The sequence below is a fragment of the Achromobacter sp. KK8 genome, from assembly GCF_054188005.1.
This window is the reverse complement of the sequence record NZ_CM135178.1, coordinates 3923331-3947606: the sequence shown is the minus strand read 5'-3', so window position 1 is coordinate 3947606 and position 24276 is coordinate 3923331. Positions and strand designations below refer to the sequence as shown.

20 protein-coding genes and 1 pseudogene are annotated in these 24276 nt (G+C 70.5%); 9 read left to right on the top strand and 12 right to left on the bottom strand.

Annotation, left to right across the window (positions count from 1 at the left end; translation table 11 throughout):
- Positions 1 to 175 precede the first annotated feature (175 nt).
- Positions 176 to 1216, top strand: a complete 1041-nt coding sequence (locus ACVN9Z_RS18200; protein ID WP_006386418.1) for a LacI family DNA-binding transcriptional regulator — start codon at positions 176 to 178, stop codon at positions 1214 to 1216.
- A 76-nt stretch (positions 1217 to 1292) separates the two neighbouring features.
- Here the strand turns inward: ACVN9Z_RS18200 and ACVN9Z_RS18195 are convergent.
- Positions 1293 to 1490 (bottom strand): annotated as a pseudogene (locus tag ACVN9Z_RS18195) (SAM-dependent methyltransferase); the annotation flags it as partial.
- A 105-nt stretch (positions 1491 to 1595) separates the two neighbouring features.
- On the opposite strand from ACVN9Z_RS18195, the gene ACVN9Z_RS18190 reads away from it, so the two are divergent.
- From ACVN9Z_RS18190 to ACVN9Z_RS18180, 3 genes are all read left to right on the top strand, one after another.
- Positions 1596 to 1979, top strand: coding sequence for a DUF4180 domain-containing protein (locus ACVN9Z_RS18190; protein WP_006386420.1), 384 nt, complete (start codon positions 1596 to 1598; stop codon positions 1977 to 1979).
- Positions 1980 to 2191: 212 nt separating this feature from the next.
- A complete protein-coding gene (locus tag ACVN9Z_RS18185) occupies positions 2192 to 2773 on the top strand; it encodes a TetR/AcrR family transcriptional regulator (protein ID WP_006386421.1) in 582 nt (193 codons plus the stop codon).
- A gap of 97 nt (positions 2774 to 2870) precedes the next feature.
- Positions 2871 to 4079 (top strand): MFS transporter, encoded by a 1209-nt coding sequence (locus tag ACVN9Z_RS18180; protein WP_458212457.1) that lies wholly within the window; start codon positions 2871 to 2873, stop codon positions 4077 to 4079.
- A 58-nt stretch (positions 4080 to 4137) separates the two neighbouring features.
- On the opposite strand, the gene ACVN9Z_RS18175 is transcribed toward ACVN9Z_RS18180, so the two are convergent.
- Positions 4138 to 5331: an MFS transporter gene (locus tag ACVN9Z_RS18175; RefSeq protein WP_458212456.1), complete on the bottom strand. Its 1194-nt coding sequence runs from the start codon at positions 5329 to 5331 to the stop codon at positions 4138 to 4140.
- Between the two features lie 177 nt (positions 5332 to 5508).
- On the opposite strand from ACVN9Z_RS18175, the gene ACVN9Z_RS18170 reads away from it, so the two are divergent.
- From ACVN9Z_RS18170 to ACVN9Z_RS18160, 3 genes are all read left to right on the top strand, one after another.
- The gene (locus tag ACVN9Z_RS18170; protein WP_006387049.1) at positions 5509 to 6453 is read left to right on the top strand and encodes a LysR family transcriptional regulator; all 945 of its coding nucleotides are present in this window, start codon (positions 5509 to 5511) and stop codon (positions 6451 to 6453) included.
- 136 nt (positions 6454 to 6589) lie between these two features.
- Positions 6590 to 7390 (top strand): N-formylglutamate deformylase, encoded by an 801-nt coding sequence (hutG, locus tag ACVN9Z_RS18165; protein WP_006387048.1) that lies wholly within the window; start codon positions 6590 to 6592, stop codon positions 7388 to 7390.
- A gap of 20 nt (positions 7391 to 7410) precedes the next feature.
- Positions 7411 to 8424 carry a LysR family transcriptional regulator gene (locus tag ACVN9Z_RS18160; RefSeq protein WP_458212455.1) on the top strand — a complete coding sequence of 338 codons (1014 nt, stop codon included), beginning with the start codon at positions 7411 to 7413 and terminating at the stop codon, positions 8422 to 8424.
- A 39-nt stretch (positions 8425 to 8463) separates the two neighbouring features.
- Here ACVN9Z_RS18160 and ACVN9Z_RS18155 read toward each other — a convergent pair whose 3' ends face one another.
- Positions 8464 to 9651 (bottom strand): NAD(P)/FAD-dependent oxidoreductase, encoded by a 1188-nt coding sequence (locus tag ACVN9Z_RS18155; RefSeq protein ID WP_458212454.1) that lies wholly within the window; start codon positions 9649 to 9651, stop codon positions 8464 to 8466.
- A 225-nt stretch (positions 9652 to 9876) separates the two neighbouring features.
- Complete coding sequence (locus tag ACVN9Z_RS18150) at positions 9877 to 10842, bottom strand: LysR substrate-binding domain-containing protein (protein ID WP_006387045.1); 966 nt, start codon at positions 10840 to 10842, stop codon at positions 9877 to 9879.
- 93 nt (positions 10843 to 10935) lie between these two features.
- On the opposite strand from ACVN9Z_RS18150, the gene cydC reads away from it, so the two are divergent.
- The gene (gene cydC / locus ACVN9Z_RS18145) at positions 10936 to 14550 is read left to right on the top strand and encodes a thiol reductant ABC exporter subunit CydC (protein ID WP_054444225.1); all 3615 of its coding nucleotides are present in this window, start codon (positions 10936 to 10938) and stop codon (positions 14548 to 14550) included.
- Here cydC and ACVN9Z_RS18140 read toward each other — a convergent pair.
- Entirely contained in the window at positions 14516 to 17104 is a 2589-nt protein-coding gene (locus ACVN9Z_RS18140) for a penicillin G acylase (protein ID WP_458212453.1), read from the bottom strand. The genes cydC and ACVN9Z_RS18140 overlap by 35 nt on opposite strands.
- Positions 17105 to 17254: 150 nt before the next feature.
- Between ACVN9Z_RS18140 and ACVN9Z_RS18135 the strand changes: the two genes are divergently transcribed.
- The gene (locus ACVN9Z_RS18135) at positions 17255 to 18217 is read left to right on the top strand and encodes a LysR family transcriptional regulator (protein ID WP_024068561.1); all 963 of its coding nucleotides are present in this window, start codon (positions 17255 to 17257) and stop codon (positions 18215 to 18217) included.
- Here the strand turns inward: ACVN9Z_RS18135 and ACVN9Z_RS18130 are convergent.
- The 7 genes from ACVN9Z_RS18130 to ACVN9Z_RS18100 all read right to left on the bottom strand — a co-directional run bounded on the left by ACVN9Z_RS18130 (position 18204) and on the right by ACVN9Z_RS18100 (position 24161).
- Positions 18204 to 18548, bottom strand: a complete 345-nt coding sequence (locus tag ACVN9Z_RS18130) for a hypothetical protein (protein ID WP_053498039.1) — start codon at positions 18546 to 18548, stop codon at positions 18204 to 18206. The two genes, ACVN9Z_RS18135 and ACVN9Z_RS18130, sit on opposite strands and share 14 nt — an antisense overlap.
- A gap of 74 nt (positions 18549 to 18622) precedes the next feature.
- On the bottom strand, positions 18623 to 19015 hold the full coding sequence (locus ACVN9Z_RS18125; protein ID WP_006387040.1) for a PPC domain-containing DNA-binding protein: 393 nt from the start codon (positions 19013 to 19015) through the stop codon (positions 18623 to 18625).
- Between the two features lie 2 nt (positions 19016 to 19017).
- Positions 19018 to 19581: a PPC domain-containing DNA-binding protein gene (locus tag ACVN9Z_RS18120; protein ID WP_051429124.1), complete on the bottom strand. Its 564-nt coding sequence runs from the start codon at positions 19579 to 19581 to the stop codon at positions 19018 to 19020.
- A gap of 58 nt (positions 19582 to 19639) precedes the next feature.
- Positions 19640 to 20404: an SDR family NAD(P)-dependent oxidoreductase gene (locus ACVN9Z_RS18115; RefSeq protein WP_006387038.1), complete on the bottom strand. Its 765-nt coding sequence runs from the start codon at positions 20402 to 20404 to the stop codon at positions 19640 to 19642.
- A gap of 84 nt (positions 20405 to 20488) precedes the next feature.
- A complete protein-coding gene (locus ACVN9Z_RS18110) occupies positions 20489 to 22120 on the bottom strand; it encodes an acyl-CoA synthetase (RefSeq protein WP_458212452.1) in 1632 nt (543 codons plus the stop codon).
- Positions 22117 to 23289, bottom strand: coding sequence for an acetyl-CoA acetyltransferase (locus tag ACVN9Z_RS18105; protein WP_020927227.1), 1173 nt, complete (start codon positions 23287 to 23289; stop codon positions 22117 to 22119). The genes ACVN9Z_RS18110 and ACVN9Z_RS18105 overlap by 4 nt, the downstream gene beginning before the upstream one ends.
- 44 nt (positions 23290 to 23333) lie before the next feature.
- Complete coding sequence (locus ACVN9Z_RS18100; RefSeq protein ID WP_035200224.1) at positions 23334 to 24161, bottom strand: IclR family transcriptional regulator; 828 nt, start codon at positions 24159 to 24161, stop codon at positions 23334 to 23336.
- Positions 24162 to 24276: the final 115 nt, after the last annotated feature.

The window sequence follows — 24276 nt, the reverse complement described above, 5'->3', positions numbered from 1 at the left end:
TAACGGAACCGCGAGTTCCGGGATTCAAGTGTCATTGCGATCAATCCAGTCGATTTACCCAAACGTTTGGGTTGCGCAATGCTAAGGGCTCCGAACGCAAAAATCGACACCGTGTAAACCCTAGGTTGCCGCCTAAGGCCCTGGGACGGTATTCGTGCGTGTATCCTCCAGCTCCATGAACAAATCCCGCCCTGTCACGTTGCAAAGCCTGGCGCGGCAGCTCGGCCTGAACGTGTCGACCGTGTCCCGCGTCCTCAATGGTTCCGAGGACGACGCCCGCGCCGCCGCCGCGCCCGACACCGTCAAACGGATCCGGGCGCTGGCCGCCGAGCTGCAATACCAGACCAATCCTCACGCCGCCAGCCTCAAGACGCGCCGCAGCCGCACCATCGGCGTGCTGGTGCCGCGCCTGTCGGACATGGTGCTGGCCACCATCTACGAAGGTATCGACGAGGCCGCGGCCGAACACGGCTACCTGACCTTCGTGTCCAACACCCAGGACGTGCCCGACAAGCAGCGCAAGCTGATCGACATGGCGCTGGCGCGGCGCGTGGACGGCCTGATCCTGGGCGACGCCCACAGCCACGACGGCGCCGCGCCCAATCCGCTGCTGGCCGAACTGGCGCGGCGCGACGTGCCGTTCGTGCTGGTCAGCCGCCATGCCGACGACCACTGCGCCGTCACCTGCGATGACCTCGAAGGCGGCCGGCTGGCGGCCGAGCACCTGCTGGCCATGGGCCACCGGCGCATCGCGGTGATGGTGGGCGAACCCTTCACCAGCACGGGCCGCGACCGCTCGGCGGGCTTTTTCGCGGCCTGTGCCAGGCACGGCGTCGAGGTCCCGGCCGCATGGCGCATCGAAAGCCCGTTCGACACCGACGCCGGCCGCCACGTGGGCGCGCGCTTGCTGGCCGGCCCGGACCGCCCCACCGCCATCTTCGCGGTCAACGACTTCCTGGCGGTGGGCGTGATGGGCGCGGCGCGCGAGCACGGCCTGGAGGCCGGCCGCGACGTGGCCGTGGTGGGCTACAACGACACGCCGCTGGCGGGCGCCCTGCCCATCGGCCTGACCACCATCCACTCGCCCATGCACCAGATGGGGCGGTTGGGGCTGGAACTGTTGCTGCAGAAAATCGCCGGCGGCCGCCCGGACAGCGTGCGGCTGGCACCCACGCTGGTGGTGCGCGGCAGCAGCGACCGGCCGATACCGGGCTGAACCGCGCCGACAGGCTCGGCCACCGGCCGCATGGCCAACCACCGGGCCCGATCGGCCCGGACGATCGCCGCTTTCCTCACCCCCGCGCCGGCTTGACCGCCCGCGTCGCCAGGAACGTCGGCACGTAGCGGTCGATCAGGAAGCGCGGCCGCGGCTGGTGGTCTTCGTGAAAGCCCGCCAGCAGGAAACCGGCGTCCAGCTGGCCGCCGATCTGGTCGCGCAGGCTGTGGCCGAACACCAGGGCCTCGCCGCGCGCGCGCTTGGCGTCCAGCGCCGCCGCGTCGAGCATCGGGCGGCAAACCCCTGCCGCCAAAGAGATTCGCGGCCCGGATATCATGATCGCCCCAAGACAACGCCCTTTGAACCAGGCATCCACGCCATGAGCACCTCATCCCCCAGGCTCGTCGACATCGGCGGCAAGCGCGTCCTGCAATACGGCGAGACCGGCCCGGCCCTGGCCACCGGCCAGGACACCAATGACCTGATCAGCGCCGCCTGGGAACACGAGGCCGAGTGGCTGGCGCTGCCCGCCGCGCGCGTGCATCCCGATTTCTTCCGGCTGGAAACGCGCATCGCCGGCGAGCTGATCCAGAAGTTCGTCAACTACCGCCTGCATTGCGCGGTGGTGGGCGATATCTCGGCGCACCTGGCCGCCAGCAAGTCGCTGCGCGACTTCGCCTACGAGACCAACCGCGGCCGCGTGTTCTGGCTGCTGGAGGACATGGCGGCGCTGACGGCGCGATTGACGGCAGGCCAAGGCTGAGCGGGCCATCGGTCGGCTGCCTGGCTCGTCCCCCTGCCCGGCGAGCTCGTGGCGCGGCTAGTGGTTATTGCTGGCATGGAAAAAACGGCAACTCAAGGAAAGCGCCAAGCTCGGTCCATTGCGCAAAGCCCCTTCGGCGCGGACGGTCTTGCTTGACGCTGGCTCGCCCCGAACCGTATTCTTATTTGAACGATCATTCCATAAACCACGCCATGCGCACCAAGGATTTCGAACCCGACGAAGTCGCCGACGCCGCCATGCAGGTGTTCTGGCGGCGCGGCTATGCCGCGACCTCCGTGCAGGATCTGGTGGACGGCACCGGGCTGGGACGCGGCAGTCTCTACAACGCCTTCGGCAGCAAGCAAGGCCTGTACGAGGCCGCGCTGCGGCGCTATCACGAACTGACGGCCGCCAATCTCGACCTGCTGGCCCGGCCCGGCAATGCGCGCGAGCGCATCGGCCGCCTGCTCGACTTCATCGCCGACGACGAATTGCGCGAGCCCTCCCGGCGCGGTTGCCTGGTCGCCAACGCCTCGCTCGAAATGGCGGGGCAGGATGAGATGGTGGCCGAACTGGTGCGGCGCAATTTCCAACGCCTGGAAAAAGCGCTGGAACAGATCCTGGCCGAAGGGCAGGCCAACGGCGAGATCGACGCCGGCAGGTCGCCGCGCGCGCTGGCCCGCTTCATCGTCACCACCGTCCAGGGCCTGCGCGTGGTCAGCAAAGGCAGCAACGCGCGCGAGCGCCGCCAATGGCTGGGCGACGTGATTTCAGTGGCGCTGGGCACGATCTAGCACATCCCCTGGCATACTGGACCGCCTCGGCACCCGCGCTTTTTTTCGTTCTTTTTTGGAATGACCGTTCCAATTCAATCGCAATCGGAGTTTCCGCATGAGTTTCACCTCTCCCCTGCCCGCCGAGGGCTGTCCCGAACACGGCGCCGACAGCCTGCCCATGGGCAGGCTGCTGGCCCTGGCGCTGGCGGGCTTCATCGCCATCATGACCGAGACCGTGCCCGCCGGCCTGCTGCCGCAGATCGGCCTGGGCCTAGGCGTGTCCGAGGCGCTGGCCGGCCAACTGGTGACCCTGTTCGCGGCCGGCTCGGTGCTGGCGGCCATTCCCATCATCGTCGCTACCCGCGGCTGGAACCGCCGCCCGCTGTTGCTGCTGGCCATCGGCGGCCTGTGCATTTTCAACGTGGTGACCGCGCTGTCGGCGCACTACGCGCTGGCGCTGGCGGCGCGCTTTGGCGGCGGCATGGCGGCCGGCCTGCTGTGGGGGCTGCTGGCTGGCTACGCGCGCCGCATGGTGGCCACCCGCCAGCAGGGCCGGGCCCTGGCGGTGGTGGGCGCGGGCCAGCCGCTGGCGTTGTGCCTGGGCGTGCCGGCCGGCGCCTGGCTGGGCAGCCTGATGGACTGGCGCGGCGTGTTCTGGCTGATGGCCGCCGTGTCGCTGGCGCTGGTGGTCTGGATCCGCGCGGCCGTGCCCGACTTCGCCGGCCAGGCCGCGCGCCAGCGCCTGCCGATCGCGCGGACCCTGCTGCTGCCCGGCATCCGGCCGATCCTGTTCGTGCTGTTCACCTGGATCCTGGCGCACAACGTGCTCTATACCTACATCGCGCCCTACCTGATCCACCTGGGTCGGCCGGCGTCCGTGGACATGGTGCTGCTGGTGTTCGGCGCCAGCGCGGTCGCCGGCCTGTTGTTGACGGGCGTGCTGGTGGACCGCCGCCTGCGCCGGCTGACGCTGCTGTCGCTGGCACTGTTCGCGCTGACCGCCACCGCGCTGGGCCTGGCCGGCGCCCACCCCGTCGTCCTGATGGCTGGCGTGGCGTTGTGGGGACTGAGCTTCGGCGGCGCCCCGACGCTGTTGCAGACCGCCCTTGCCGACACCGCCGGCGAACATTCGGAGGTGGCGCAATCGATGCTGGTCACGATCTTCAATCTGGGTATCGCCAGCGGCGGACTGCTCGGCGGTGTGCTGCTGAACACGGCCGGCGCGGGCTCCTTCGCATGGACGGTGGCGGCCCTGGCCGCGATCGCGCTGCTGGCGGCCTGGCGCGCCCGCGGCCACGGCTTCCGCCCCGGTCACCGGCACTGACGTCAGGGCCGCGGCGGGCGTACGGCCGCCGTGACCGAGCGGCGCGCCGCGGCGACCCTCAGTCGCGCGCGCTGCGGCCGGCGATCGCCGCCAGTGGCGCCAGCATGCATGCGGCGGCGGCCAGCAACGTGGCCGGCAGCCCCCAGCGGTCAACGCCGATGCCGCCCGCCAGCGCCCCCAGCGCGATCGCCAGATTGAACACGCCGACGAACCAGGACGTCGCCGCCTCGATGGCGCCGCGTGAAGCCTGCATCACCCAGGTCTGCAACGCGACCGAAACGCCGCCGTACGACAGGCCCCATAGCAGCAACAGCGCCACCACGGCGCCGCGCGCCTGGCCCAGCCACGGCAGCAATGCCAGCGTCGCCAGCAGGCCCAGCAAGATCGCCAGCAGGGTCGCGCGCGGGCGCCGTCCCGCCATGCCGCCGGCGGCGAAATTGCCCGCGATGCCGGCCACGCCGTAGGCGAACAGCAGCGGGCCGATCCAGGCCGGCGCGAACCCCGCCATCGACTGCAATACGGGCCGCACGAAGGTGTAGGCCATGAAATGCCCGGCCACCAGGAACAGCGTGATGAACAGCCCCCGCCGCACGTCGGGGTTGCGCAACTGCCGGCCCAGCTGGCGCGCCGTGACCGATTGCGCCACCGGCAGCGGCGGCAAGGCCAGCGCGGCGAACAGCAGCACGGCCGCGCTCAGCGCCGCCATGGCGCCAAACGCGCTGCGCCAGCCCGCCAGATTGCCGATCAATGCGCCCAGCGGCACCCCCAGCACCGACGCCACCGCCACGCCGCCGAAGATCACGGCGGTGGCCATGCCGATGGCGGCGGGCGGCACCAGCCGTCCCGCCAGGCCGCCGGCCACCGCCCAGATGCCGCCGATGCAGACGCCCACCAGCACGCGCGCGGCCAGGAACCACGCCATGTCCGGCGCCAAGGCGCTGCCCAGGTTGGCGGCGGCCAGCAGCAACAGCAGGCCGCACAGGATGCGGCGGCGGTCGACGCCACGCGCACCCATCACCACCAGCGGCGCGCACAGCGCGGCCAGCAGGCCGGGCACCACCATCAGCCAACCGGCACGGCCGGTCGACGCGTCCAGGCTGGCGGCGATCGGCAGCAGCAAGCCCACGGGCAGCATCTCCGTGGTGACGACGCAGAACGTCGCCATGCCGGCCGCCAGCACGCCGGCCCAGGCAGCGGGCGGGCTGGTGGCCGCCGTGGCGGGCCGGGGGTCGATGGCGATGCTGCGGGTCATGGGAGGTTTCTCACCTGAGGGGAACAATGGAAAAGTGAATGGCGGGCCGGTCGTGGGGTCCGTCTACCTGGCCAGTCTACTGTTTCCATTTCACTGATAAAGTAGCTTCGTAAATAAACAAAAGGGACGATTTGTCGCCAATCGAGCGCTCGCTCCCCTTTCCTGTTGGAACTGCCCATGACGCCCCTCACCGCCACCGGCATCGACCACCTCGGCGACGTGCTCGCATTCGTGCGCGTCGCCGACGCGCAGAGTTTCACGCTGGCCTCCGAACGGCTGGGCCTGTCGCGCTCGGCCATCGGCAAGTGCATCGCGCGGCTCGAACAGGGCCTGGGCGCGCGGCTGTTGCATCGCAGTACCCGCAGCGTCAGTCTCAGCGACGAAGGCCGGCTCTTCTACGAGCACGCGCAGCGCATCCTGGCCGAAGTCGACAACGCCACCGGCGCCATGGCCAGCCGCCAGGAGGCGCCGCGCGGCCGCCTGCGCATCGACCTGCCGGTGGCGCTGGGCCGCCTGCACATCATGCCGCTGCTGGCGGGCTACCTGCGGCAATGGCCCGAGGTCGAGGCCGACGTGAGCTTCAGCGATGACTACGCCGACCTGGTGCGCGATGGCATCGACCTCGCCATCCGCATCGGCGGCGAGGCCGACAGCCGGCTGGTGCGGCGCGTGCTGGCGCCGCATCGGCTCATCACCTGCGCCGCCCCCGCCTACCTGGAACGCCACGGCGTCCCGGCCTCGCCCGACGCACTGGCGCGCCACCGGACGCTGGCCTTTACCCACATGGGCGCGCCCGTGCCGTGGCGTTACGCCAGCCATGGCCAGGAGCGCAGCGTCGCCGTGGCCGGGCGCCTGCGGCTGGGCGACACCGAAGCGCTGCGCGATGCCGCGCTCGAGGGCGCCGGCATCGTCCAGCTGGGCGCCTTCCTGGTCGGCGAAGACCTGCGCCAGGGCCGCCTGGTGCCGCTGCTGGAAACCCATGCGCCACCCGGCGCGCCGGTCTGCGCCGTGTACCCGCACCGGCGCCACCTGGCGCCCAAGGTACGCCGCCTGATCGACGAGATCGCGGCGCGCTGGGCCGGCGGCGCGCCCTGGGGCGGGTTCGGGTCGCCTCCGATTTGAATCAGCTATCATGATGATCAGCATCGCCTTGCACGATGCAAACGCCCGCGCCGCGCAGCCTCACACTAGCATAGCGCGGCACCCAGCCGGCCTTCTTGCCGCGCTAGCCTGACCCGCCTTACCCCCGGAGTTTTTCTTGAGCGACATCTATCACTTCAGCCGCGGCACCGCGCCGCTGCTGATCTCCATTCCCCACCTGGGCAGCCAGTTGCCCGATGCGCAGCGCGCCCGCATGACGGCCGTCGGCCAGCAGTCCGGGGACACCGACTGGCACCTGGACACCCTGTACCAGTTCGCCGACGCGCTGGGCGCCTCGGTGCTCGGCGCGCGCTACTCGCGCTACGTGGTCGACCTGAACCGCCCGCCCAACGACGAAAGCCTGTACCCCGGCCAGACCAAGACCGGCCTGTGCCCGACCCACACCTTCCGCGGCGAGGCGCTGTACCAGCACAACGCGGCGCTGACCGACGACGAGCGCGAGCATCGTCTGCAGACCTACTGGCAGCCGTACCACGCCAAGCTGCGCGAGGAACTCGACCGCATCCGCGCCGAACACGGCACCGTGCTGCTGTGGGAAGCCCATTCGATTGCCAGCGTGCTGCCGCGCCTGTTCGAAGGCAAGCTGCCCGACCTGAACGTGGGCACGGCCGACGGCGCCAGTTGCGCGCCCGACATCCTGGACGCCATCGCCGAACGCCTGCCCGGCTGCGGCTACACCAGCGCCGTGAACGGCCGTTTCAAGGGCGGCTACATCACCCGCCACTACGGCTCGCCGGCCGAGGACATCCATGCCGTGCAACTGGAGATGTGCCAGTCCACGTATATGGACGAGTCCTATCCCTACGGCTACCAGGCGAACGCGGCCGCCAAGGTCATCCCGGTGGTCGAGGGCATGGTGCGCGCCGCGCTGGCGCAAACGCTGGCGCGCAAGCGCTGATCCGCCCGCCCGACCGCCCGATGAACCGCCTGCCCGACCGCGACGCGGATCCGTATCCCGAATGGAGCCTGCTGCTGGCCTGGGTGGCGGTGGTGCAGGCCGCGTCGGTTTCGGGCGCGGCCCGTTTGCTGGGACTGTCACAGGCGGCGGTGTCGCAACGGATCAAGCAGCTCGAAGCCGCGCTGTCGACCGAACTGCTCGACCGCAGCACCCGGCCGGCGCGCCCCACCCCCGCCGGCGACCTGCTGTTCGAGCACGCGTCGCGCCTGCTGGCGCAGGCCGGCGACATGACCGAAAGCGTGCGCAACCTGAGCCGCGCGCGGCGCAACATCGTGCGCTTCGGTTGTGTCGACTCGTTCGCCGGCACCCTGGGGCCGACGCTGATCCACGGGCTGTCGGGCTCGTCGCGCCAGATCCGGTTGTGGTCCGGCATTACCCCGGTGCTGGACAGACAACTGGAAGAACGCCAGCTGGACCTGGTGATCAGCACCAGCGCCGCCGCCGATGCGCCCGCGATCCGCAAGCTCGGCCTGTTCAGCGAGCCTTACCTGCTGGTGCTGCCGCGCGCCACGCCGCCGCAGGAAGCGCGCTCGCTGGCCGAACTGGCGCGCCGCAGCCCGTTCATCCGCTACAGCGCGCGTTCGCACATCGGCGCCGCCATCGACCGGCTGCTCGAATCGCGCGGCGTCTTCATCGAGCGCACCTTCGAATTCGATAACACCGATCCGCTGCTCAGCCTGGTCACGGCCGGCCTGGGCTTCGCCATCAGCACGCCGCTGTGCATCTGGCAATCGCGCCATTTCGTCGATCAATTGCGGGTGTTGCCTCTGGCGCCCTGCCTGGACAAGACCCGCGCCGATGCGCCTGACCTGGCGCGCAGCTTCTATCTGGCGGCGCGGCCGCAGGAGGCCGGCAAGCTCCCGGCCCAGGCCCGCAACGTGATCCTGGTGGCGGTCGAACGGCTGATGCGGCAAGACGTGGCGCCGGCGCTGGGCTTGCCGCCTGCCACGCTGTGGCGCAGCCTGCGCCGCTGAGCCGCCGGCCGCGCGCGTCGGGCGCCCCGGCCCGCGCCGTCACGACACCGCGCCGCGCCCATAGCTGCCCGTCAGCAGCGCGCCGCGCGTGAAACGCGCCAGCGCATACGGCGCCAGGGGGACGTCGGTCGCCAGCCCCAGCGCTTCCTGCGCCAGCACCCGCCCCACCGCCGGCGACAGCTTGAAACCATGTCCGGAAAAACCGAATCCGGCCACCAGCCCTTCGACCCCGGCGATACGTCCCAGCACGGGATTCCAGTCGGGCGTGACGTCGTACACGCCCGTCCACGACGCGGCCAGTCCGGCCTCGGCATAGGCCGGAAAACGCGCGGCCACCTGTTCGCCGACCTCGGCCACGTAATCCAGCGGCACATCGCCCTGCTCCACCTCTCCGGGCGCCAGCCTTTCGCCCTCCGTGCCCTCGCTGACCAGCATCTGGTTGCCGCCATAGCTGCGGCAATAGAGCATGCCGGGCGAGGCCAGGTCCTTGTAGACGGGCATCGTGTAGGCATAGGGCGCGGCGGCGCATTGCAGCGCCAGCACCGCGTGGCGCTCGGGCGCCAATGGCATCGCCACGCCGGTCCAGGCCGCCAGTTCGGCGGTCCAGATGTTCTGGGTGCTGACCACCACCACGCTGGCGTAGTCGCCCGCCGACGTGGTCACGCCGGTCACGCGCCCGTTTCGAGTCAGCAGGCCGTGCACGGCCACGTTCTCGCGGATCGTCACGCCGCGCCGGCGCGCGGCGCGCGCGAAGCTGGTCGCGACCAGGTAGGCGTCGGCAAAACCGGCCTCGGGCTCGAAGCCGATCAGCGCGGCATCGCCGAAATCGGCGATCGGCAGCAGCTCGCGCGCCTGCGCCGCGTCCAGTTCGTGCACCGGGATGCCCAGCGCGCGCTGCTGCGCCAGCGCCGCGGCCAGCGGCGCGCGCTTGTCATCGTCGGCCGCGGCTATCAGGTAGCCGCAGCGCACCAGGCCGCTGGCGGCGTCGTCGTCGCCGACGTAGGCGGCAAAGTCGGTGAACGCGCCCCACGAACGCCGCGCCAGTTCGACGTTCTCGCGCACCGAGTAATGGGTGCGCAGGATGCCCGACGATTGCGCGGTGGTGCCGGCGCCGATGGCGCCGCGGTCCAGCACCAGCACGTTGCGGGCGCCCAGGGCCGCCAGGTGGAAGGCGACCGAGGCGCCGACCACGCCGGCGCCGATCACGATCACGTCATAACTCTTCATGGCCACGCTCCAGAAAGCAATGGAGGCAGTGTGACGCGGGCCGCGGCCGGCGCCCGCTATATCAGCGCGGCGAATATTGAGTAGAAGCGATCGATGGGCAACGATGGAAGGAAAACGGCGTCATGGCAGCCGGCCCGCCAGCGTCCAGGCCAGGCACCAGCGGCTGCGCGACGGCCAGTGTGCTGTCCCGTGGATACGCCCGCACGAAATCCACGGGACAGCACACTAGGCCGCGCCCGGCTGACGCCACGACATCGTCGCGCCGCGCCCCTCCTCGGCCAGGAACTCCACCAGCGCCGGCAACGAGGCGTCCATCGGCCGGTTGGCGTGGATGCGCATCACGTATCCCCACGAGCCCGGCATGCGCAGCCCCGGCGCCAGCGTCACCAGCCGGCCGCTGGCCAGTTCCTCGTCGATCAATGGCGCGCGCCCCAGCGCGATGCCGACGCCGGCGGCGGCCGCCGCCACCACCGTGCTCAGGCCGCTCAGCACCAGCGGATCCTGGCCGGCGCTTTCCGGCAGGCCCAGGCGCGGACGCCAGGTGCGCCAATCGGTTTCGGGACTGTCGATGTGCTTTTCCTCCAGCCAGCGGTGGCGCGTGAAGACCGCGGGGTCGTCGCGTTCGTCGGGCGCGACCAGCGCCGGGCTGCACACCGGCACCACGGTTTCCGTCATCAGCGGGATATCGCCCGGCGCCGCCAGGTGCGGGCCGAGGGCGCGCACGTGCAGGAAGGCCAGGTCGATGTCCTGCGCTTTCCAGGCAGGGTCCTGGCTGGCGTGCAGGAACACCTGGATGTCGATGTCCGGGTGCAGTTCGATGAAGCGGCCGATGCGCGGCGCCAGCCAAAGCGCGGCCAGCGAGGGGTTGGCCGACACGTTCAGGTTGTAGCGCCGCTTGCCGCGCGCGCTGCTGCGGGCATGGCGGCAGGCGGTCTCCAGCAGGGTCAAGGCCTGTTGTACCGACACCAGCAGCGCGGCGCCGGCCTCGGTGGTTTCCGCCCGGCGCACCGTGCCGCCCCGGCGCAGCAGACTCACGCCCAGGTCGGCCTCCAGCGCGCGCAGCTGATGGCTGACGGCGCTCTTGGTGACGTTGAGCTCGGCCGCGGCGCGGCTGAGGCTGCCCAGGCGGGCGACGGCCTCGAAGGCGCGCAGCGCGGCCAAGGGCGGCATATGGGTGGGCAGGGTCGGCATGGGTTGAGTTTATCTCAACCCTTGATTGAATAACTATCGCTATCGCGCAAGGGCCGGATGCGTGACCATGCAGGCTCTGCAAGGAGCATTGATATGTATTTCGATTCGAGGCTTTGGCAACTGACCGCGGGGCTGCGCGCCGGCATGGCGGGCGGCATTTTCCTCGGCCTGCTGGCGCTGGCCGCGGGCATCGCCCGCTACGTTTTCCTGGGCCAGCTGCTGGCGCGCGTGTTCGACGGCGCGCCCTGGCAGGACTGGCTCGCGCCGGCCCTGTATGCCGGCGCCATGGTGCTGCTGCGCGCCCTGCTCGACCACCTGCGCACGGTGCAGGCCAACCGCTGCTCGGCGCAGGTGCAGCAGACGCTGCGCGCGCGGCTCTACGACCGCATCGTGGCGCTGGGGCCGGCCTGGTTCGCCAACCAGCGCACCGGCGGCGTGATGCTGACGGTGGTGGACGGCGTGGAGCAATTGCAGACCTTCTTCGGCCAGTACCTGCCGCAGGTCGCCATCGCCGCGGCCGCGCCGTTCGCGATCTTCGCCGTCATCGCTTTCTGGGACGTGCCGACCGCGCTGGTGTTCCTGGTCGCGGCGTTGTTCGCGTTGTTCGGGCCGATGGCCGTGCACATGCTCGACCGCCGCGCCAGCCTGGCGCGCACCCGCTCGCTGAACGAATTCGGCGAGGAATTCCTGGACGCCGTCCAGGGCCTGCCGACACTGAAATCGTACGGCCAGGGCAAGGCCTGGGGCGAGCGCCTGGCCGCCCGCGCCCGGGCCCTGTCGGACAACACCTTCTGGGTGCTGTCGGTGAGCCTGCTGACGCGCGGCATCAGCGACCTGGGCGTGGCGCTGGGCGCCGCGCTGGCGCTGACCGTGGGCGCCTGGCGCGTGGCCGCCGGCGACATGAGCGTGGAAGCGCTGCTGATCGTGCTGATGGCCGGCACCGAGATCTTCCGCCCGCTGCGCGACCTGCGCTCGGTGCTGCACCGGGGCATGCTGGGCCAATCGGCCGCCGCCAGCATCCACGCGCTGATGGACGCGCAGCCGCTGACCGCCGCCCCCGCCGTGCAGGCGGGCGCCGCACCCGCGCGGCTCGACCCCACTATCGAATTCGACGCGGTGGCGTTCTCGTATTCGCCGCAGCGCCCGGCGCACCAGGGCCTGTCGTTCCGCGTCGCCGCCGGCGAACGCGTCGGCATCGTCGGCCCCAGCGGCGCCGGCAAGTCCACCATCGTGCGCCTGCTGTTGCGCGAATGCGTGCCGCAGGCCGGCGCCATCCGCGTCGGCGGCCACGACGTCAACCGGCTCGACACGCAGACACTGCTGGGCCAGATGGCGCTGGTCAGCCAGGACATCACGCTGTTCCACGGCACCATCGACGAGAACCTGCGGCTGGGCCGGCCCGACGCCAGCCATGACGAGGTGCGCGCCGCCGCCCGCGCCGCCAACATCGACGACTTCATCATGGCGCTGCCGCAAGGCTACGCCACCCGCATCGGCGAGCGCGGCCTGCAACTGTCGGGCGGCCAGCGCCAGCGCGTGGCGATCGCCCGCGCCCTGCTGCGGGACGCGCCCATCCTGATCCTGGACGAGGCGCTGTCGTCGGTCGACACCGAGAACGAAGCACTGATCCAGCAGGCCCTGGACCGCCTGATGGCCGGCCGCACCACGCTGATCCTGGCGCACCGCCTGGCCAGCGTGATCGGCGCCGACCGCTGCCTGGTGCTGGACCAGGGCCGCGTGGTCGAGCAGGGCCCGCACGATGAACTGATGCGCCAGCGCGGCCTGTATTACCGCCTGATGCATGAACAGGCCCTGGCGCTGGCCGCGCCGGCCGCGCCCGCCCCGGCCGCGATGGCGCGCGCGGCCACGCCCGCCGCCCATGGCAACGACGATGACGCCGGCGGCCAGGGCCCGGCGCTGCGCTCGCTGGATGCCGATGCCGAACAGGTCGGCTGGCGCGCCACGCTGGCGACCCTGCTGTCGGTGGTGCAACCCTGGCGCGGCACCCTGATCGCCACCATCCTTCTTGGCGTGGCGCGGGTGGCGGCCTTCATCGGCGTCGGCGTGCTGAGCGCGCTGGTGGTGGCCGCCATCCGCGACGGCCGCGACACCTCCGCGCTGATCGTCGGCCTGCTGATCGCCGCGCCGCTGGCTGCGCTGTTCCACTGGCTCGAATCGTGGCTGGCGCACGCCATGGCCTACCAGCTGCTGGCCGACATGCGCGTCAAGCTCTACGACAAGCTGGAGCGGCTGGCGCCCGCCTACCTGCTGCAACGCCGCTCCGGCGACCTGGTGGCGCTGGCGACGCAGGACGTCGAAATGGTCGAGTACTTCTACGCCCACACCATCGCGCCGGCCATCGTCTCGGTGCTGGTGCCGCTGTCGGTGCTGGGCTTCCTGGCCTTCTACAGCTGGCCCGTGGCGCTGGCGCTGCTGCCGTTCCTGGCCTATGCGCTGGTGTCGCCGGTGCGCGGACGCCGCAAGGTCGACGCGCTGGGCGACCACGCCCGCCAGGCGCTGGGCGAGATGAGCGCGCACACTACCGACACCATCCAGGGCCTGGCCGACCTGACCGCGTTCCAGGCCACCGGCCGCCGCCGCGAGGAATTCCTCAAGGTCGCCGACCAGTACCGCGTGCGCCGCCTGGATATCCTGCGCGACCTGTCGCGCCAGACCGCCTGGTTCGAGACCGCCATGGGCCTGGGCGGCCTGGCCGTGGCCGTGGTCGGCGCGCTGCAGGTGTCGGCCGGCGCCCTGTCGGCCAGCATGCTGCCGCTGCTGGTGCTGATCGCGCTGGCCACCTTCCTGCCGGTGTCGGAGATCTCCCAGGTCAGCCGCCAGCTGGCCGACACCATCGCCGCCACCCGCCGCCTGCACGTGGTCAACAACGAGCCCGAGCCGGTCACCGACGGCCCGCTGCCGCCGCCGGTGGCGCCGCACGGCCTGTCGCTGGCGTTCGACCACGTGTATTTCACCTATCCCGGCAAGAGCCAGGACACGCTGCGCGACCTGAGCTTCACCGTGCCGGCCGGCGCCACCGTGGCCGTGGTCGGCGCCTCGGGCGCGGGCAAGAGCACCGTGGCCAGCCTGCTGCTGCGCTTCTGGGATCCGCGCCAGGGGGCGGTCAAGCTCGACGGCGTGGACGTGCGCCAGCTGCGGCTGGACGGCCTGCGCGAACGCGTGGCGCTGGTGACGCAGGACACCTATCTGTTCAACGACACGCTGGAGGGCAACATCCGCCTGGCGCGTCCCGACGCCAGCCGCGAGGAACTGGCGCGGGCGTTGGAACAGGCCGCGCTCGGCGATTTCGTGCGCAGCCTGCCCGAGGGCCTGGCCACGCGCGTGGGCGAACGCGGCATGCAGCTGTCCGGCGGCCAGCGCCAGCGCATCTCGATCGCCCGCGCCTTCCTGAAGAACGCGCCGGTGCTGATCCTGGACGAAGCCACCTCGCACCTGGACACCCTGTCCGAGATGCAGGTGCGTGGCGCGCTGGATGTGCTGATGCGGCACCGGACCACGCTGGTGATCGCGCACCGCCTGGCCACCATCCGCGACGCCGACCTGATCCTGGTGCTGGACAACGGCGCCCTGGCCGAGGCCGGCACCCATGACCAGTTGCTGCGCAAGCAAGGCGCGTACGCCCGGCTTGCCAGCCACCAGGGGGCGCGCGACCTTACCGCCGGTAGCGCAACGTCTCTTCCGACGTAGCGTTGCGCCGCACCTCGTCCGCCGTGAACCACACCCGCTTGCTGCCAAAGCTGTTGTACAGGTCGAACTGGTCGCGGGTGTGCGGCGACGGCGTGCCGTCCGGGGCGACGAAGCCGCTCTGCCCCGGCGCCACCACGTCCACCGCGCGCACCGACCTGCCGTCGAACACCGTCATGTTGTTCTCGGTGCCGCGGTTCTGCGTGGCCGGATAGCTCAACACCGCCTTGGCGTCGGCCTGCGGCACGCCCAGGAAGTTCTTGGGCGCGAACACCATCGGCGGCGCCGGGATCTTCCACGCGGCCGGATCCTTGCCATAAGCCTGGCGCAAGGCCGCCAGCGCGTCGTCCAGCGCCGCCAGGATGACATCGTCGGCGCGCGCGCCATTGAAGAAGTCATACCGCTGTGGCACCCCGGCAGCCGGACCCGCCAAGGCGTTGAACAACACCTTCACGCCGGTGGTCAGGTTGAGCGAACCAGTGGCAGGCGCCTGCGGCGTCGGATACCCGGTGGCGCTGTACCACTTGAAGAAGTCGGCCGGCATCTCGTCGGCCAGGGTGCGCTTGAGCATCGCGCGCAGCCAGGCGTCCATCACCGCCGGGCCGGCGTTGTCGTAGTAGCCCGGCTCGCGCTCGCTGGTCATCATGCCGTCCCAGCCCCCCAGCCCCGCCACCAGCCGCACGCGCGGATCGTCGGCCGGCAGCCCCTGCACCGCGCGTTGCAGGAACGGCAGGAAATGGCGGCGGTTGACGTCGGCATAGCTGGTGGTGCGGATCAGGTCCCACATCTGTTGCGGGCTGACCTTGCCGCCGTTGGCGGTCATGGCCTTCAGGCGCGTCTCGATCTCGGCATAGCGGTCGGCCTGCCCCCAGACGATGGCGAACAGGTCGGTGGCGGGATAGCCGCGCATCGGCTGGTTGTTCCAGTTGGCGATGAACCCCTGGCCCGGGTTGTAGACCTGCGGATTGGTCGAGAACGGCAACAGGCCCAGCCAGTCCATTTCGCCGGTGCCCGGCACCGGCAGGCGCGGATCGTGGCCCGGCCGGCGCCTGGGATAGAAGCCCGTGTGCGCGTAGCCGATGTTGCCGCGGTCGTCGGCGTAGTACCAATTGATGGTCAGCGCGTGGCGCGCCGCCTGCGCCTTCCATTGTTCCCAGTTGGCCGACTGCGTCTTGCGGGTCCAGGCCATCAGCGATTGCAGTTCAAAGCCCTCCCAGGCGCGCGCCTTGGCATAGGCCACGTGCTGCGCGTCGTCGAACTTGACGATCAGGCCATGCACGCTGCGGTACACATCCAGCGTCACCGGCGCCGCGTCCTTCACCAGGATCAGGTCAGTGCGCTTTTCCAGCGTCTTCCATTGGCCGTCGTGGAAATAACGGTTGCGGTCGGCCGGATCGAGCTTCTCGGCGTAGATGTCGACATCGTCGCCGAAGCCCGCGGTCGAGCCCCAGGCCACGTGCGCATTGTGGCCGAACAGGATGGAGGGATAGGCGAACGGCGTGTTGCCGACCACGTCGAAGCCGGCGCCGTGCAGGCCGATGCCGTAGGTGTAGGCCGGATTCCACCAGCCGAACTGCGGGCCGTTCAGCAGGATCGAACGGGCATCCTTGGCATGCTCGCGGCCCACGATCCACATGTTGCTGGTGGTCGGGAAGCCTGCGATGCCCGGCTGGCCCGATTGCGCGTATTGCTCGGCCAGTCGAGCCCGCAGCGTGGCGGGCGCGCCATCGACCACGCCGCGCGTGGCCGGATCGCGCACCACGCGTTCGAGCATCGGCGGCGTGCCGTCGTAGCGCGGCAGCGCGTAGGCCAGCTGGTCCGCGCCTTCCGGCTGGAACACGGCCGGCTGGTAGCTGCCCTCCTGGGGCGGCACCGTGGTCGGCGCGCGGCTGTCCGTCAGCCAGCGCAGCTGGTTGAAGATGCGCATGGCCTCGGCCTCGCCGTGCCTGTCCTTGAGCGCCGTCAGCAGCGCCAGGTTGTCGATCTCGCTGTTGGCGTCAGAGAAGCGGTTCGCCATGGTGCCGATGAAGATCATCGCCACGTCGTAGGCGGTCCAGTCGGCCGGCGCGAAGCCCAGGTCGTTGAATTCCTTGGGCATCAACTGCCCCGGCTGCGCCCGGATCCGCGCCAGCCAGGCGTTCATGCCGGCCGCGTAGCCGTCCAGCACCTGGCGGTCGGCGGCCGGCAGCGCCGCCAGCTGGCGCTGGATGCGTTCGGGCGAAAAATTGCCGCGGATGGATTTGTCGAACGCCACCATCGACGCGCCCAGCACTTCGGCCACCCGGCCCTGGGTGCTGCGCCGCGCCATCTCCATCTGGAACAGCCGGTCCTGCGCCACCGCGTAACCGTAGCCGTAGAAAATGCCGTACACCGTGTCAGCGTAGACGTGCGGCATGCCATGGGCGTCGCGCCGGATCGTGACCTTGCCGTCGACGCCTTGCGCCGGGGCCGCGACGGCTGCGAACTCCTGGCCCGCGGCTTGCGCCACGGGTTGCGCCATCGCGGGCAGGCAGGAACAGGCCGCCACCAGGGCGGCCGACAACACATGCTGCTTCATTGAATCTGTCTCCGTATCGAATGGGACCGCGCCGCGAGCCTGCCGCGGGCGATGGCGGCGCCTCTGCCGGGCGCCGTCCGCGGACCATGATACGGAGCCGCTATCTATAATTCCAATGCATTTAATTCATACGATTCATGCGGTTGGAACATGGACTTCCAGAAACTCAAGCACCTGCTCGCCGTGGTCGAACACGGCACCTTTTCGCGCGCCGCCGACAAGGTCAACCTGTCGCAGCCCGCGCTCAGCCGCAGCATCCAGGCGCTGGAGGCCGAGCTTGGCCTGCCGTTGCTGGACCGCGGCACCCGCCAGGTGCGCCTGACGCCCTACGGCGCCTGCGTCGCCGAACGCGCCCGCCGCATGCGCTACGAGGAAGCCGAACTGCGGCGCGAACTCAAGACCCTGGCCGGCGGCGAATCCGGCGCGCTTTCGATCGGGCTGAGTCCCACGCCCGCCTCGCTGCTGCTCACGCCCTTCCTGGCCCACATGGCCACCCATTACCCGCAGGTGCGCGTGGCCGCCGAACTGGGCACCACGGCCGCCCTGGTCGACCTGCTGCGCGCCGAACGCATCGACGCCATGGTTTGCGACGCCCGCATGCTCCATGGCGCCGCCGACATCGAAACCCGCCCCCTCGCCCCCCTGCGCGCCGGCATGGTCTGCCGCAAGGGTCATCCCATCCTGGCCCACCGCCGCCCCGCCATCGAGCACATCCGCCAATACCCGGTCGCCTCCAGTACCCTCAGCCCCGAGGTCGCGCTGCGCCTGGCCGAAACCCTGGGCGCCGCCGGCGCGCCCGAACAGATGGTCAGCGTGCGCTGCGAGAATCTCGACCCGCTGGTCCGCCTGGCCCTCGCCACCGACACCCTGCTGCTGGGCGTCATCTGCGTCACCCGCCAGGAACAGCAGGCCGGCCAGCTCGTGGAAGTACCGCTGCCGCCCGATCCCCAGCGCCAGGGCCACTACGTCCTCGCGCGGCTGGCCGGCCGCAGCCCGCTGAAGGCGCAGGACGCGCTCTACAGCTACACGCAGCAGTGCTGGAGCGGCTTTGCCGGATTTCGCGCGAAGCAGCCGGCGGCGCGGCCGCGGCCAGGGCCGGTCAAGGGCCCGTGACGCGCGTGATCCAGTACGGCGCGAGATAGCCGAGCAGGACGCCCAGCGCGACGGCCAGCAGGTAGCCGTCGATGCCGGCGCCGAGCAGGGCCGCGACCAGCAGGCATCCCGCCACGGCGCAGCCGACCTGCCACAGCGCCGGATAGCGGAACGCTTTCGGCTCGATGACCGGCGCCCCGATCGCGCCGAAGATGGCGCCGGTCAGCGCGAGCCAGATCACGCTTTCCAACGAATAGCCCGTGGTCCAGCCGCCGATGACGACAAACAGCGCGGCGAAGATCAGGCAGGCCGCAAGGGCCAGTCTGATGCCGGCCGACAGGGTGCGTTTCATGTCATTTTCCTTGGCGCATGGGTGGCCAAGTGTATCCGTCCCGGCCGCCGCATCGCGCCTCACCCGCCCGCGCCTCAACCGCCGTCCGGCAGCCACTCCTCCAGCGTCACCTCGAACGTCATGCAGACAGGGTTCGCCCCCGGGACGAACACCCCGCCGTGCACCCGCCCCGCCGGGTCCGCCACCACCCCCGACAGCGAGGCCACCACCGACCCGTCCGCCTGCGCGCGCACCTCTCCCGCCAGGCTCACGATCTCCACCGCCGGCCCCTCCAGCTGCCGCACCTCCCCGCCCCGCGCATACAGGCAGGCATCCACCAGGCTCCCAAGCGCGCCGCGCACGAAGGCGTTGCGAAACCCCTCCGCCAGGCACAGCTTCTCCACCCCCTGCACCAGATCCTCGTTGGGCCCGATGCGCGCATACGCCACCCGCCCCATGCTCCCGCTTTCGACCTCGGCCGGCATCATCGTCAGATCTCCCGCGGCTGCAGTAGCCGCAAATTGGTTTCGGCGTCATAAGTGGCGCGCAGTTCGAAGCCCTCCAGCGCCGTCACCAGTACCGTCACCGGCCCCGCGCCCACGATCGTGGTCTGCGGGATCAGGTGCCCGCCCAGCAGCGCCCCGCCCTGATCGCAAAACGCCGCGTGACAGTGCACCAGCGGCTCGCCGTTGTCGCCCTTGCCCAGCGTGGCGTTGCCGAAGATCAGCGTGGCCGCGCCCGCCGCGATCGGCGCGGTGTACGCCACCACCCGCAGATGCGCCGGGTCCGGCGGCGCGGTGCAGTAGTCGAGATGGCTGAATTCGCCGCTCAGCAGCGTCATCGAGGCGTTCTCCACGCCCAGCGGCGCCAGGCCATTGACCAGCGCCTCGAATAGGCTGGCGCCGGGCTGCAGCGCCAGCCGGACATGGCGGCCGCGCCGCGCGCAGCGGCTGTGTATCCGGACCGGGTTGAAGGCTCCCGGGTGTATCAGCGTCCTGGGGCGGGGCAATACCGGTGATCCCCGCAACGAACGATCCACGGTGGTGGTTCGCATGATGTGCACTCCGTGCGCTTGTGGCGCAAGATGGGAATGAAAGCTGAAAACGCGGGCGTCAATGCACCGCCGGCAGCATGCCCGCCGCGGTGAAGCCGCCGTCCACACAGATCACCTGCCCGGTCACGTAGCTGGACTGCGACTCGTCCAGCAGCCAGCCGATGGTGCCGTTCAGTTCCTCCGGCGCCGCGTAGCGATGCTGCGGCACCACCCGACGCCAGGCCGCGCGCGCCTCATCCGTGTGCATCTGGCTCACCAGCGGCGTCTCGATCGGCCCGGGCGCGACCGCGTTCACGCGGATGCCGTAGGCGGCCAGCTCCACCGCCATCACCCGGGTCAGCGTCACCACGCCTCCCTTGGAAGCCCCGTACGCCGCCCGGCCCGCGTTGCCGCGGATGCCCGACACGGACGCGATGTTCACGATCGACCCGCGGCCGCGATCGCGCATGCGCCGGGCCGCCTCGCGCGCCACCACGAACGACCCCACCAGGTTCACTTCCAGGATCCGCCGCAGCAACGCCGCGTCGGTCTCCAGGAACGGCACGTCGCGGCCGATACCCGCCGAATTGACCAGCCCGGCGATCGGCCCGAAGTCGGACTCCAGCCTCGCGATCGCCTCGCTCACCTGCGCCTCGTCGGACACATCCATCCGCACGCAGCCCAACCGATCCGCCGGCGCCAGGCCTCGCACCTCGTCCAGTCGTTCCTGCGACACGTCGGCCACCAGCACCCGGCGTCCCGCGCCCAGCAGGCCACGCGCGACGGCCAGGCCAATGCCCGACGCGCCTCCCGTGACCAGCACCGCTTCCTGCGCTCCATCCATGACTCGGTCTCCTCGTTGTGTGCTCGCGATGTGTTCGCGATGTCCGCACCCTCTTGCGCGGCCGCCGCGCGGCGGCCCCGTTTCCTAGGCAGGCGCCAGGCAGCCCCGCTCGCGCAGGGCCTCGCGCACCAGCTTCTTGGTGATCTTGCCGTAGCCCGACCGCGGCAGCGCATCCCAGAAGAACACCTGGCGCGGCAGCTTGTAGCGCGCCATGCGCGATCCGAGCCAGGCCAGCAGGGCCTCCTCTTCCAGTGTCTCGCCGGGTCGCAGGACGCACACCATCACCCCCACCTCGCCCCACACCGGATCCGGCACGCCCAGCACCGCCGCCTCCGCCACCGCCGGGTGCGCCAGCACCTTTTCCTCGACCTCGCGCGGATAGATGTTGGAACCGCCCGAGATATACATGTCGGATTCGCGGCCAGTGATGTAGAGATACCCCGCGTCGTCCTGATAGCCCAGGTCGCCGGTGCGGAACCAGCCGTTGCGGAATGCCTTGGCGTTGGCGGCCGGGTTGTCGTAGTAGCCGGCGAACACCGCCGGCCCGCAGACGCAGATCTCGCCGGTCCGGCCCGCCGGCAGCGGGTTGCCGGCCTCGTCCTGGATGCTGACCTGCATGCCGATGCGCTCGTAGCCGCAGGTCCCCACGCGCGCCTCGGGGCCGTCGCCGTCATGGTGCTGCGCCGGCGGCAGCACCGTGATGTTGCCGGTGACCTCGCCCAGCCCGAAGTACTGCACCAGCACACGGCCCAGCTTGGCCAGCGCGCGCTTCTGGTCTTCGCGGTACATCGGCGCGCCGGCGTAGATCACATAGCGCAGGCTGGTGTGGTCGAAGGCATCCACCGCCGGATGCTCGACCAGCAGCTTGACGATGGTCGGCACGGTGAACATGTTGGTCACCCGGTGCGCCTGCACCAGGCGCCAGGCCTCTTCCGGGTCGAAGCGCTCGCCCTCCGGCAGCACGGTGGCGGCCGCGCGCGCCACCTGGGTCAGGAAATGGATGCCCGCGCCATGCGACAAGGGCGCCACCACCAGGCTGACGTCGTGTTCGGTGGTGCCCGGCATCAGGTCGCACAGGTGGTTGGTCAGCACGAAGGCCATCTGGCCATGCGTCAGCACCGCCGCCTTCGGATGGCCAGTGGTGCCGGAAGTGAAGAAGAACCAGCAGGGGTCGTCGTAGTCCACGTCGACGCAGGCCGCCGGCGTGTCCTGCAGGCGCGCATCGATCAGGGAGGCGGTGTCGGCCGCGCCGAACTCGCCCGGGCCCAGTCGCGCCAGCAGGGCCAGGTCCGGCATGGCCTGCGCCACCGCCGCGGCGTGCGCCGGCGACTGGCCCTCGCACAGGAAGGCCTTGACCCCGGCCGCCCGCGCCAGGTAGACGGCCTCGTCCGGTGAAATGCGGCAGTTGGTCGGCACCCAGACCGCGCCCAGCCGCAACACGGCAAACAGGGTTTCGGCGAACGCGAAGCTGTTGCGCGCGTGAACCAGCACCCGGTCGCCCTTGCCCACCCCGTGCTCGGCCAGCGCCCGCGCCAGCGCGGCGGTGCGCGCGTCCAGCTCGCGCCAGCTCAGGCGCGCCTGGCCGCAGACCAGCGCGGCGCGCGCCGGATGGCGGCGCGCCGCCTGCACCAGGAAATGCGCCAGGTTCATCACCCGCCGCGATACCGGCGCCACGCCGCCGGGCGGCGCCGCGACCTGCTGCAACGGGCCGCTCATTTGACGCGCTCCAGGATGCTGACGTAGTTGGCCACGGCCGCGCCGCCCATGTTGAAGACGCCGGCCAGCGTCGCGTCCGGCACCTGCATGGCGCCCGCCTCGCCGGCCAGTTGCAGGCACGCCATGACGTGCTGGGACACGCCGGTGGCGCCCACCGGATGGCCCTTGGCCTTGAGTCCGCCCGACGGGTTGACGGGCAGGCGCCCGCCCTTCTGCACCCAGCCTTCGCGCAATGCCCGCACGCCATGGCCGCGCGGCGCCAGGCCCATGGCCTCGTACTCGATCAATTCGGCGATGGTGAAGCAGTCGTGCGTCTCCACCAGGCTCAAATCGTCCAGGGTCGCGCCGGCCTCGGCCAAGGCCTCGCGCCAGGCCCGCGCCGCGCCCTCGAAGGCGATGGGATCGCGCCGGCTCAGCGGCAGGAAGTCATTGACGTGGCGCCGCGCGCGAAAGCCGATGGCGCGGCGCAGGTCCGCCGCCGTTTCCGCGTCGGCCAGCACCAGCGCCGCCGCGCCGTCGGAAATGGGCGAGCAATCGGTGCGCCGCAGCGGCGCCGCCACATAGGGATTTTTTTCGGAAACGGTATTGCAGAACTCGAAGCCCAGGTCCTTGCGGATCTGCGCATAGGGATTGTCCAGCGCGTTGGCGTGGTTCTTGGCGGCGATGCGGGCCAGCGCCTCGCCGTGGTCGCCGTGGCGCTCGAAATAGGCCGTGGCGATACGGCTGAACACGCCGGCAAAGCCGCCCGGCAGCGTGGCTTCTTCCTTGCGGTAGCTGGCATTGAGCAGGATATCGCCGGTGTCCTCGGTGGAGCGGGCGGTCATTTTCTCGGCGCCGACCACCAGCGCCACGCGGCCGCGCCCGGCCTCGATGAAATCCATGGCCGCGTACAGCGCGGCCGACCCAGTGGCGCAGGCGTTCTCCAGCCTGGTTGCCGGCACATGGGCCAATGCCGGATCGGCCAGGGCCACCAGCGCGGCCTGGAAATCCTGCTTCTGGAAACCGCTGTTCATGACGCCGGCATAGATGCCGTCCACGGCCTGCGGACTCACGCCCGCGTGCTCCAGCGCGGCGCCGGATACCCGCGCCATCAGGCTTTCGGTGTCGGGGTCGTCGAGTTTGCCGAATGGGATGTGCGACCACCCCACGATGACGGCACGCTTGCTCATTGCTGTCTCCTCTGTTGGCAGCCCCGCCCCGCCGGCATGGCGGATCAGGGCTTGGGCTTGGCGGCCGGCGGGCGCGCCCGCGCCTCGCGGCCTGCCGGGTTGGCCTGCGCAAGCAGGCGTTTGGCCTCGCGTGACAACAGCTTGGCCAGCTGGAACTGCCTTTCTTCGTCCATGCGCGATTCGACCGCGGCGATGCTGAGCGCGCCCAGCACATGGCCCTGCTCGTCGCGCAGCGGCATGCCAATGCCCCACGAACCCGGCACCACCAGGCCGCGGTTCACGGCATAGCCCTGTTCTCGCACCTCATCGACCAGCGTGCGGATCAGCGGCACGGAGTAATGCGGATAGCGCCGTTCTATCAGGCCGGCATTGGCCTGCAGGCAGGCGTCGACCTCGTCGTCGGGCAGCGCCGCCAGGATGGCCAGGCTGCCGGCGCCGATGCCCAGCGGATGGCGATCGCCGGGCAACAGCACGTGGGTCTTGAGCGGGTAGTCGCCGTCCTCGCGCAGCACGCAGACCGCGAACACGTCGCGGCGCAGCGAAAAGAAGGCGGAATCACCGCATTCGTGGGCCAGCCGCGCCACCACCGGCGCGGCCAGCCGGTTGATGCCGAAGCGCTCGCTGGCGATGTTGCCCAGCACGTGGCATTCGGGCCCGAGAAAGTAACGGCGGCTGGCGAGGTCCTGCTCGACCATGCCTTCGGCGGCCAGCGCGGCCAGGATGCGGTGCACGGTGGGCTTGCTCATGCCCGTGTCGCGCGTCAACGCCAGCAGGCCCGCGCCTTCGCCGCGGGTGCGCGACACCGCGCGCAGCACCAGCATTGCGCGGGATATCGCCTGGGCGCCACCGACCTGGGATGAGGTCTCCGTCACGTCTCCGCCTGTTTTTTCATCAGGTCCATTTTGTGGACCATCAATGTGATTTTGTTTTTTCATTCTGCACCAGTTTTATGGATTTACGCTAGCGAATCAATATGATTTAATGAAT

Excerpts from the sequence above, each read along its gene's own strand:
- ACVN9Z_RS18180 (WP_458212457.1), top strand. The coding sequence starts at position 2,871 with ATGAGTTTCACCTCTCCCCTGCCCGCCGAGGGCTGTCCCGAACACGGC.
- ACVN9Z_RS18190 (WP_006386420.1), top strand. The coding sequence starts at position 1,596 with ATGAGCACCTCATCCCCCAGGCTCGTCGACATCGGCGGCAAGCGCGTC.
- ACVN9Z_RS18110 (WP_458212452.1), bottom strand. The coding sequence starts at position 22,120 with ATGAGCGGCCCGTTGCAGCAGGTCGCGGCGCCGCCCGGCGGCGTGGCG.
- ACVN9Z_RS18120 (WP_051429124.1), bottom strand. The coding sequence starts at position 19,581 with ATGCGAACCACCACCGTGGATCGTTCGTTGCGGGGATCACCGGTATTG.
- ACVN9Z_RS18200 (WP_006386418.1), top strand. The coding sequence starts at position 176 with ATGAACAAATCCCGCCCTGTCACGTTGCAAAGCCTGGCGCGGCAGCTC.
- ACVN9Z_RS18135 (WP_024068561.1), top strand. The coding sequence starts at position 17,255 with ATGGACTTCCAGAAACTCAAGCACCTGCTCGCCGTGGTCGAACACGGC.
- ACVN9Z_RS18170 (WP_006387049.1), top strand. The coding sequence starts at position 5,509 with ATGACGCCCCTCACCGCCACCGGCATCGACCACCTCGGCGACGTGCTC.
- ACVN9Z_RS18175 (WP_458212456.1), bottom strand. The coding sequence starts at position 5,331 with ATGACCCGCAGCATCGCCATCGACCCCCGGCCCGCCACGGCGGCCACC.
- cydC (WP_054444225.1), top strand. The coding sequence starts at position 10,936 with ATGTATTTCGATTCGAGGCTTTGGCAACTGACCGCGGGGCTGCGCGCC.
- ACVN9Z_RS18150 (WP_006387045.1), bottom strand. The coding sequence starts at position 10,842 with ATGCCGACCCTGCCCACCCATATGCCGCCCTTGGCCGCGCTGCGCGCC.
- ACVN9Z_RS18125 (WP_006387040.1), bottom strand. The coding sequence starts at position 19,015 with ATGATGCCGGCCGAGGTCGAAAGCGGGAGCATGGGGCGGGTGGCGTAT.
- ACVN9Z_RS18130 (WP_053498039.1), bottom strand. The coding sequence starts at position 18,548 with ATGAAACGCACCCTGTCGGCCGGCATCAGACTGGCCCTTGCGGCCTGC.
- ACVN9Z_RS18140 (WP_458212453.1), bottom strand. The coding sequence starts at position 17,104 with ATGAAGCAGCATGTGTTGTCGGCCGCCCTGGTGGCGGCCTGTTCCTGC.
- ACVN9Z_RS18160 (WP_458212455.1), top strand. The coding sequence starts at position 7,411 with ATGAACCGCCTGCCCGACCGCGACGCGGATCCGTATCCCGAATGGAGC.
- ACVN9Z_RS18115 (WP_006387038.1), bottom strand. The coding sequence starts at position 20,404 with ATGGATGGAGCGCAGGAAGCGGTGCTGGTCACGGGAGGCGCGTCGGGC.
- ACVN9Z_RS18185 (WP_006386421.1), top strand. The coding sequence starts at position 2,192 with ATGCGCACCAAGGATTTCGAACCCGACGAAGTCGCCGACGCCGCCATG.
- ACVN9Z_RS18155 (WP_458212454.1), bottom strand. The coding sequence starts at position 9,651 with ATGAAGAGTTATGACGTGATCGTGATCGGCGCCGGCGTGGTCGGCGCC.
- ACVN9Z_RS18105 (WP_020927227.1), bottom strand. The coding sequence starts at position 23,289 with ATGAGCAAGCGTGCCGTCATCGTGGGGTGGTCGCACATCCCATTCGGC.